This window comes from Actinophytocola sp., assembly GCF_035712165.1.
Lineage (GTDB): Bacteria > Actinomycetota > Actinomycetes > Mycobacteriales > Pseudonocardiaceae > DASYTH01.
Genome location: NZ_DASTBH010000475.1, coordinates 1 through 7,869 on the forward strand (window position 1 = coordinate 1; position 7,869 = coordinate 7,869).

Annotated in this window: 9 protein-coding genes; 5 read left to right on the plus strand and 4 right to left on the minus strand. The window is 70.9% G+C overall.

The genetic code is table 11. The features are described from left to right. The first annotated feature begins 285 nt into the window (after window positions 1-285). Window positions 286-1,182 carry a helix-turn-helix transcriptional regulator gene (locus VFO68_RS26865; protein ID WP_325161177.1) on the plus strand — a complete coding sequence of 299 codons (897 nt, stop codon included), beginning with the start codon at window positions 286-288 and terminating at the stop codon, window positions 1,180-1,182. Further along, a complete protein-coding gene (locus VFO68_RS26870) occupies window positions 1,145-1,336 on the plus strand; it encodes a DUF397 domain-containing protein (protein WP_325161178.1) in 192 nt (63 codons plus the stop codon). Before VFO68_RS26865 ends, VFO68_RS26870 begins: the two co-directional genes overlap by 38 nt. A 301-nt stretch (window positions 1,337-1,637) precedes the next feature. Here the strand turns inward: VFO68_RS26870 and VFO68_RS26875 are convergent, their stop codons facing one another. The 4 genes from VFO68_RS26875 to VFO68_RS26890 are packed head-to-tail and all read right to left on the minus strand — an operon-like array spanning window position 1,638 to window position 4,261. Next, entirely contained in the window at window positions 1,638-2,858 is a 1,221-nt protein-coding gene (locus VFO68_RS26875) for a hypothetical protein (RefSeq protein WP_325161179.1), read from the minus strand. Further along, window positions 2,855-3,178 carry a type VII secretion target gene (locus VFO68_RS26880; RefSeq protein ID WP_325161180.1) on the minus strand — a complete coding sequence of 108 codons (324 nt, stop codon included), beginning with the start codon at window positions 3,176-3,178 and terminating at the stop codon, window positions 2,855-2,857. Before VFO68_RS26880 ends, VFO68_RS26875 begins: the two co-directional genes overlap by 4 nt. Continuing rightward, the gene (locus tag VFO68_RS26885; RefSeq protein ID WP_325161181.1) at window positions 3,178-3,603 is read right to left on the minus strand and encodes a YbaB/EbfC family nucleoid-associated protein; all 426 of its coding nucleotides are present in this window, start codon (window positions 3,601-3,603) and stop codon (window positions 3,178-3,180) included. The genes VFO68_RS26880 and VFO68_RS26885 overlap by 1 nt, the downstream gene beginning before the upstream one ends. Window positions 3,604-3,643: 40 nt before the next feature. Beyond that, complete coding sequence (locus tag VFO68_RS26890) at window positions 3,644-4,261, minus strand: (2Fe-2S)-binding protein (RefSeq protein WP_325161182.1); 618 nt, start codon at window positions 4,259-4,261, stop codon at window positions 3,644-3,646. A gap of 212 nt (window positions 4,262-4,473) precedes the next feature. Between VFO68_RS26890 and VFO68_RS26895 the strand changes: the two genes are divergently transcribed. The 3 genes from VFO68_RS26895 to VFO68_RS26905 all read left to right on the plus strand — a co-directional run. Next, window positions 4,474-5,820 (plus strand): ammonium transporter, encoded by a 1,347-nt coding sequence (locus VFO68_RS26895; RefSeq protein ID WP_414635584.1) that lies wholly within the window; start codon window positions 4,474-4,476, stop codon window positions 5,818-5,820. Then, a complete protein-coding gene (locus tag VFO68_RS26900) occupies window positions 5,817-6,155 on the plus strand; it encodes a P-II family nitrogen regulator (protein ID WP_325161184.1) in 339 nt (112 codons plus the stop codon). Before VFO68_RS26895 ends, VFO68_RS26900 begins: the two co-directional genes overlap by 4 nt. A 5-nt stretch (window positions 6,156-6,160) precedes the next feature. Further along, window positions 6,161-7,869 (plus strand): [protein-PII] uridylyltransferase (locus VFO68_RS26905; protein WP_325161185.1); only part of this gene is annotated, 1,709 nt, incomplete at its 3' end.

The following is a 7,869-nucleotide window of genomic DNA, read 5'->3' on the forward strand; positions in this document are numbered from 1 at the left end:
CAGCCCGGCGAGTTCCCCATTCGTGCACGATCCGGTGGGTAGGCCCGGGTGCCGTCCCCGACTCCATCCGGAACGCCGGGTCGGTCGCCTTGCCAGAGCCGGGCCCGGCGTTCCGCACCGAGCCGCCCCCCGCCAAAGCCCGCGAGTCCCCACCTCCAGCATGCGAGTTGCCAACTCCAGCATCTGAGTTGCGTGAGCTGCAAGGGTGAATGGCCGTTCCTTCCTCCGGGTGGAACTGCCGTGTTGTGATCCCGCACGCCTCGACGGACGCCTTAGCTTCGGGCCATGACACCTGTGTTGCGTGAGTCGACGGCGCGGACCCGGGAGTTGGGGGCGGAGCTGCGCCGGGTTCGGGAGGATGCCCGGTACACGGGTCATGAGTTGGCGATGAAGCTCGGCTGGTCACCGACCAAGGTCTCCCGCATGGAGACCGGCGCCCGCAACACCAGTGAGGTCGACGCCGCTATCTATGCCGCGTTCTGCGGTGCCGCCCCGGAGAAGCTGGGCCACCTACTTGATCTGGCGGCCGAGCAGGACACCGGCTACCGCCTTCACCCCCACGGCGAGCGCCTCCCCGACGAGCTCCGCTCCCTGATCGCCCTGGAAACCACGGCGCAGGCCATCACCTACTACGAACCCATGGTGATCCCCGGCCTCCTCCAGACTGAGGGCTACGCCCGAGCCCTCTTCCACGAGGGCGGCTACCTTTCTGTCGACGATATTGAGTCGCGGGTGCGGATCCGGATGGAGCGTCAGCGCTTGCTCGGCCTCGGTCAGGCCCCCAAGATCGTATTCTTCGTCCATGAAAACGCGGTCCGGTTGCCGATGGGTGGCGCCCGAGTCATGCACGAGCAGTTGCTGCATCTGCTGCTGACCTGTGCGGCACCCCCGTGCCGGTTGCGCGTGGTGCCTGTGGCTGCGGGCACCAGCGGGTGTGGCCCGTTCACCTGGTTTTCGCACCAGGAACACAATCCGGTGATTTACGTTGAGCACTTGACTACCAGCCTCTTCCTGGAGGGTCGGAAGGATCTGGTGGCCTATCGGCACTGTCTCGCCCGGCTCTCGGAGCTTGCGCTGAATGAGGGACAATCGAGGGAGCTCCTTGCGGAGCTCGCAAGCGAGTTCGATCGACAAGAAGGCGATCATGACCCTCGTACCCGACCCGGCCCTGATCTGGCATAAGAGCAGCATGAGTGGCCCCACCAACGGTGGGTGCGTCGAGGTGGCCTGGCCGGCTCCGCTCGTGGCCGTGCGGGATTCCAAGCATCTGGCCGGCCCGACCCTCAGCTTCCCTCGCCCGTCGTGGAGCACCTTCCTGCGCCAGCCACAGGCCTGACCGGAGTACTGGAGCCAGGAACTCAAGCGCTTGGGCCGGGAACTCCTGGGCTTTGACGGCAGCGTGGCGTTGGAACGCCAGGCCCAACTCCGCCAAGGTGACCACCCCGGCGTTCCGAACGGAGCCGGGGACGGCAACCAGGCCTACCCACCAGGCGTGCACGGGAGGGGAACTCGCCAGGCTGGAGCCGGCGACTCGCGTGCTGGAAGGGGCGACTCGCCGGGCTGGAACGGGGATTTCGCGTGCTGGAGGTGGGGACTCGCCGGGCTGGAGCGGGGACTCGTGGGGCGCGGGGTTGGGGTCAGAAGGGGACGCGGTAGCCGTACTTGGTGGCTAGTTCGCGGACGAACTTGAAGGCGTCGGCGCGGGTGGCGTTGGGGTTGTTCTGGAAGAAGGAGCCCCAGTCGCGCTCGAACTGGGTGGAGAAGCCGCGGTGGTCGATCTCGCGGACGTGGGTGCCCCAGGCGGGGTTGCTGGTGTCGATGCCGAGCTGCTCGAACTTGCGGGCGTACTTCACGGGGAAGTTGTGGTGGCCCACGTAGGTCTGGCCGTCGTTGGGCGGGGGACCGTAGATCTCGCCGATGCCTTCGGAGTACCGGTCGCCGCGGTAGCGGGACCGCTCGTAGCGGCGCCAGTCCTCGGAGATCTGCTTGCGGCGTTCGCGTTCCCGCTCGCGGTAGACCCGTTCCTCCTCGCGGAGTTGGCGGCGGGACGGACGGCGGCCGAAGATGGCCCGCACGCCGCGCCAGGCGCTGGCGATCCCGTTGACCACCTTGGTCGGGCTCAGCGCGCTCGCCAGGTTGGTGAGGACGTCGACGATCCGTTCGCCGACACCGGAGTTCGACGGCGGCGCTTCGGTGCGCGGCGGCTGGATCGTGTCGAGCGCCTGCTGCAACCGCTGCTCGATGGTGGCGATCGGCGTCCGGTAGGTGTCGATCATGCTGGTGCACTGGGCCACGACGTTCGGGGTCACGCCGCCCTCGACCGCGATCGCCTGCTTGGCATAGGAGATCAGCCGGTTGACCAGATCGGTGAGCAGCTCGTTCACCCGGGTGCGGGCGTCGGCGACCGCTTCACCCATCTGGGTGGCCACGAGACCAGTCGCATGGGCGACGTGGTCGGCCGCGTCCAGCGCCATGGTCAGTTCCCGGGCCCGGATGCGGTAGCTGTCGCCGGCCGAGCCGAGCCAACCGGACGTCTCCTGGTCCACGCGGCGTTCGAACTCGGTGCGGATCTCCGCGATCTGCTTGGCCGCCCGCTGCCAGTGGTCGGTGTACTGCCGAACCACCGCGGCGTTGCCGGCGAGCCCGTCGAGCACCTGCTGCAGCGGCTGCACGTACTGGGTGAGCCAGCCCAGCCCGTTCGCGGCCAGGGCGTCGATCGGCCGCATGGTGGCGTCGAGCGCGCCCAGACCGCCGCCGGTGCGCAGCCCGGGCGGCACCCAGGTGCCGGTGGTGAGCGTGTTGAGCAGATCCAGCGTGTCCTTGACGAAGGCCTCGTCCTCGGCGGCGGTGCTCGTCACGATGTCACCGGCTCCTCGATGATCTTGTTGAGCCGCTCGGCCGCCTCCTCGTCCTGCCGGTCGTAGGCCGCGGCGGTCGCGGTCATGTTGGTGCCGGCCAACTCCAGCGCCGTCACCCCCTCCGCCAGCGCCTGCTGCCCGACCCGGCCCAGTGCGTTGATCGCGACCGCGCCCGCCCGCCCGGTCTGCCCGTAGGCGGTGTCGGTCAGCTCCACCGAGCCGACCCCGGCCAGCACCGCGCGCAGCTCGCCGGCCAGCCGGCCCAGCGTGGTCGCGTGGTTGGCCAGGGCCGCGGTGTCGTACTTGACCCCGTCGCTCATCAGACGTCCTCCAACACGTCCCGCTCGTCCCAGTCACCCGTGGTGTCCCGGTCCCGCTCCGGGGTCCGGGCCTTGCGGGGCTGCTGTTCCGGCGGCTCCGGGAACCGCTCCCGGGCGTCCTGCAGCAACAGGTGGGTGCCCGGATCGTCCGGCCCGACGACGTCGAACATGGTGTCCCGCAACAGATCCGGAATCCGGGCCTGGGCCCGGCGCAGGCAGGCCATGATCTCCGCGGCGACATCGGCCAGCGGCTCGGGATGCCAGCGGTCGCGCAACACGAGGTCGGTGAGCAGACCGGTGGCCGAGACGGTCACCTTCACCGCGCCGTCGCCGGAGGACTCGGTGATGGACAACGAGGCCAGGCGGGTCGTGAGGTCCCGGTACCGTTGCGCGTTCTCGGATACCTGCCGCTCCCAGTCCGCCATCAGATACCTCCCCGAAAGGTCACCTTCGAGGGTGGCGCAACTACATGCCGTCACACAACCGCCGGAAGCGGTCTTCCGGTGTCTGGCGCGGACAACTGGTGCACTTGCCGATGCCCGGCGCTTCGTAGACCAGGCAGCAGGATGCCCGGCGCACCACCAGCCGGCCGGACACCTCGACGTAGCGCGGAACCGGCAGCACCGGCCCGACCGAGGCCGCGATCCGCTCGGCCACCTCGGGCGAACCGCCCGCCCACAGCACGCGGTTGGCCAGAGCGTCGGTGGCGATCGCCCACAGGGCGCGCCGGGCCGCTCCGGTGACCGTGGCCACCGCGCCGATCGAGGCGGACAGCATCCCGGCCAGGCGCGGCCCGAAGTCGCCGTGGAGCGCGGATTCCGAACGGGCGTCGAGGATCCGCCCGTCCGGATGGACGAACAGGGTGATGCCGGCCAGGTCCGGATCCGCCGCCACGCCGGTACCGACGAGCGACTCGACCGGCGGGCCGAGCAGCACGGAACTGGCCGAGTACCACCACAACACGCCGAGTGCCGGCCGGCGGGCAAGTCGGTAGCGCCGGCCCGCCGCGTCGATCTGCCGGTCCAGCCAGGCCGCGTCGGTGATCCACGACGCCGGCACCGGCCGCAACCTCTGGGTATCCATCAGGTCAACGATGGTCTTGAGAGTAGCCAGGAGGCCCGAAACGCGCTCGTAACACGGCCCCCACGACAGTTCACCCCGGCGAAACCTCGCGCGCGATCCGGCGAAACAGGACTTATCGATGCTCCCCGTGCAAATCTCGCGCACGGGAGGGACGAGTAGTGAACTCAGGAGATACCGCGTGGGTTTTGGCCAGTGCCGCGCTGGTCATGCTCATGACACCGGGTTTGGCTTTCTTCTACGGCGGCATGGTGCGCTCCCGCAGCGTGCTCAACATGCTCATGATGAACTTCATCGCCCTGGCCGTGGTGAGCGTGCTGTGGATGCTGTACGGGTTCAGCCTCTCCTTCGGTGACGACGCGTTCGGCGGCTTAGTGGGCAACCTCGACTTCGCCGGCCTGACCGAAGGGGTGGGCAAGCTGGCCGGGTTCGCGGTCGCCGCGACCGACAGCGCGCCCGCGGTCCCGTGGCCGGGCCCGGACGCGATCCCGGTGCTGGCGTTCGTCATGTTCCAGCTGATGTTCGCCATCATCACGCCGGCGCTGATCTGCGGCGCGATCGCCGACCGGGCGAAGTTCTGGAGTTGGGTGGCGTTCCTGGTGATCTGGGCGACCGTCGTCTACTTCCCCGTGGCGCACTGGGTGTTCTCGTTCAGCGGCTTCATCGGCGCCGACTCCACCGGCGGCTGGATCGCCAACGACCTCAAGGCGCTCGACTTCGCCGGTGGCACCGCGGTGCACATCAACGCCGGCGCCGCCGGGCTCGCGCTCGCGCTGGTGCTCGGCCGGCGCAAGGGCTGGCCGAAGGACGTCTCCCGCCCGCACAACGTCCCGTTCGTGCTGCTCGGCGCCAGCCTGCTGTGGTTCGGCTGGTACGGCTTCAACGCCGGCTCCGCGCTGACCGCCGGTGACCTGGCCGGCGTGGCGTTCACCAACACCACGGTGGCCACCGCGGCCGCGGTGCTGGGCTGGCTGATCGTGGAGCAGATCAAGTTCGGCAAGCCGACCACGCTGGGCGCGGCGTCCGGCGCGATCGCCGGCCTGGTCGCGGTCACCCCGGCGTGTGGCTACGTGGACATGTGGGGCGCGCTGGCGATCGGCGTGGCGGCCGGCGTGGTCTGCGCGCTCGCCGTGAGCCTGAAGTACCGGTTCGGCCTGGACGACTCGCTCGACGTGGTGGGCATCCACCTGATCGGCGGCCTGGTGGGCACGCTGCTGATCGGCTTCTTCAGCACCAAGGCGGTCAACGCGGCCTCGGTGGGCGAGGAGGGCCTGTTCTACGGCGGCGGGTTCACCCAGTTGGGCCGGCAGGCCGTCGCGGCGGGTTCGGTGCTCGCCTACTCGTTCGTGCTTACCCTGATCATCGGCCTCGTGCTCAAGTACACCATCGGTTTCCGGATCAGCGCCGAGGCCGAGGCGGTGGGGATCGACGAGGCCGAGCACAAGGAGACCGCCTACGACTTCGGCGGGCTGGGCGGTGGCGGCGGTTCCGGTCAGGGCAACGCCAGGCCGCTCGCCGCGACGACCGGATCGGCTGACGTCCTCGAGGAGACCAAGGCATGAAACTCGTTACCGCAATCATCAAGCCGTTCACGCTTGACGACGTGAAGTCGGCGCTGGAGCAGATCGGCGTGCTCGGCATGACGGTCAGCGAGGTGCAGGGCTACGGCCGGCAGAAGGGGCACACCGAGGTCTACCGCGGCGCCGAGTACTCGGTGGACTTCGTGCCGAAGGTCCGGGTCGAGGTGCTGGTCGACGACGTGGCCGCGGACAAGACCGTGGACGCGATCGTGGAGACCGCGCGGACCGGCAAGATCGGTGACGGCAAGGTCTGGGTGACCCCGGTCGACACCGTGGTGCGGGTCCGCACCGGAGAGCGCGGCACCGACGCGCTGTAGAGCCGATGACGACGGGGGAGACGGCAGCCGATCTGGTGCTGGCCCGCGACCGCCTGCTCGGGCGGGTGGCGGGGGGTGGGTCCGACCCCCTGCCCCCCGCCCGGGGGCGGGGACAGTCGGGCCAGCACCGGCTCGGGCCGCAGGCGCTGCGGGAGGCGCTGGCCGACCTGCACGAGTTCTGGCTCACCGCGAACGCGAGCCAGGCGGGGATCCACGCCGACACGACGGGCATCGCCCTGATCGCGGTCGGCGGGTTGGGCCGCCGCGAGCTGGTGCCGTACTCGGACCTGGATCTGCTGCTGGTGCACGACGGGCGGCGCACCATCGGCGGCGCGACGATCGAGCAGTTGGCCGAGCGGTTGTGGTACCCGCTGTGGAACTCCGGCGTCGGCCTCGACCACTCGGTGCGCACCGTCGGCGAGGCGCTGGAGGTGGCCGGGCGGGACCTGCGCACCGCCCTCGGCCTGCTGGACGCCCGGCATCTGACCGGCGACCGGGAGATCACCGACCGGCTGGCCGGGTCGGCGCGAAACCAGTGGCGCGGCGGGATCCGCAAGCGGGTGGGCGAGCTCGCCGAGTCCGCGCAGCAGCGCTGGCGGCGCACCGGGGAGGTGGCGCACTGGGTCGAGCCGGATCTCAAGCACGGCAAGGGCGGGCTGCGGGATCTGGCGATCCTGGACGCGCTGGCCGCCGCGCAGCTGGTGGACCGGCCCTCCGGCGAGGTCGCGGCGGCCCGGGAGCTGCTGCTGGACACCCGCACCGAGCTGCGCCGGGGCGCCGGCAGGCCGCGGGACGTGCTGCGGCCCCAGGACGGTGACGAGATCGCCGCGTCGCTGGGCATCGGCGACCGGTTCACCCTGGCCCGGGCGCTGTCCGGGGCCGGGCGGACGGTGGCCTACGCGCTGGAGGTGGCGTTCCGGTCGGCCGGGGCGGGCGCACCGGCCCGGCGGGTGCTCGGCGTGCTGCGGCGCACGCCCGAACGCCGGCCGCTCGACGACGGCGTCGTGCTGCACGGGTCCGAGGTGACGCTGGCCCGGGACGCCGAGCCGAGCAGGGATCCCGGGCTGCTGCTGCGGGTGGCCACCGCGGCCGCGCGCACCGGGAACTCGATCGCGCCCTCGGCGCTGACCCGGCTCTCGGAGTCCGCGCCGGAGCCGCGCGCCCCCTGGCCGGCCGACGTGCGGCAGGCGCTGATCTCGTTGCTCGGCACCGGCGATGGGCTGATCGACGTGGTCGAGGCGCTGGACCGCACCGGGCTGTGGGCCCGGCTGTTCCCGGAGTGGGGTGCGGTGCGCGACCTGCCGCCGCGCGACGCGGTGCACATCTGGACCGTCGACCGGCATCTGGTGGTGGCCACGGCCAACGCCGGGCGGCTGGCCACCGGGGTCGCCCGACCGGACCTGCTGCTGCTCGGCACCGTGCTGCACGACATCGGCAAGGGTCGCGACGCCGACCATTCGGTGGTCGGCGCGGCGCTGGCCACCCAGGTCGGTCATCGGCTCGGACTGTCCAAATCGGACGTCGAGACGCTGGCCGCGATGGTGCGGCACCACCTGCTGCTGCCGCACACCGCGACACGCCGCGACCTGCAGGACTCGAAGACCATCGAGGCCGTGGTCGAGGCGCTGGACCGCACCGGGCTGTGGGCCCGGCTGTTCCCGGAGTGGGGTGCGGTGCGCGACCTGCCGCCGCGCGACGCGGTGCACATCTGGAC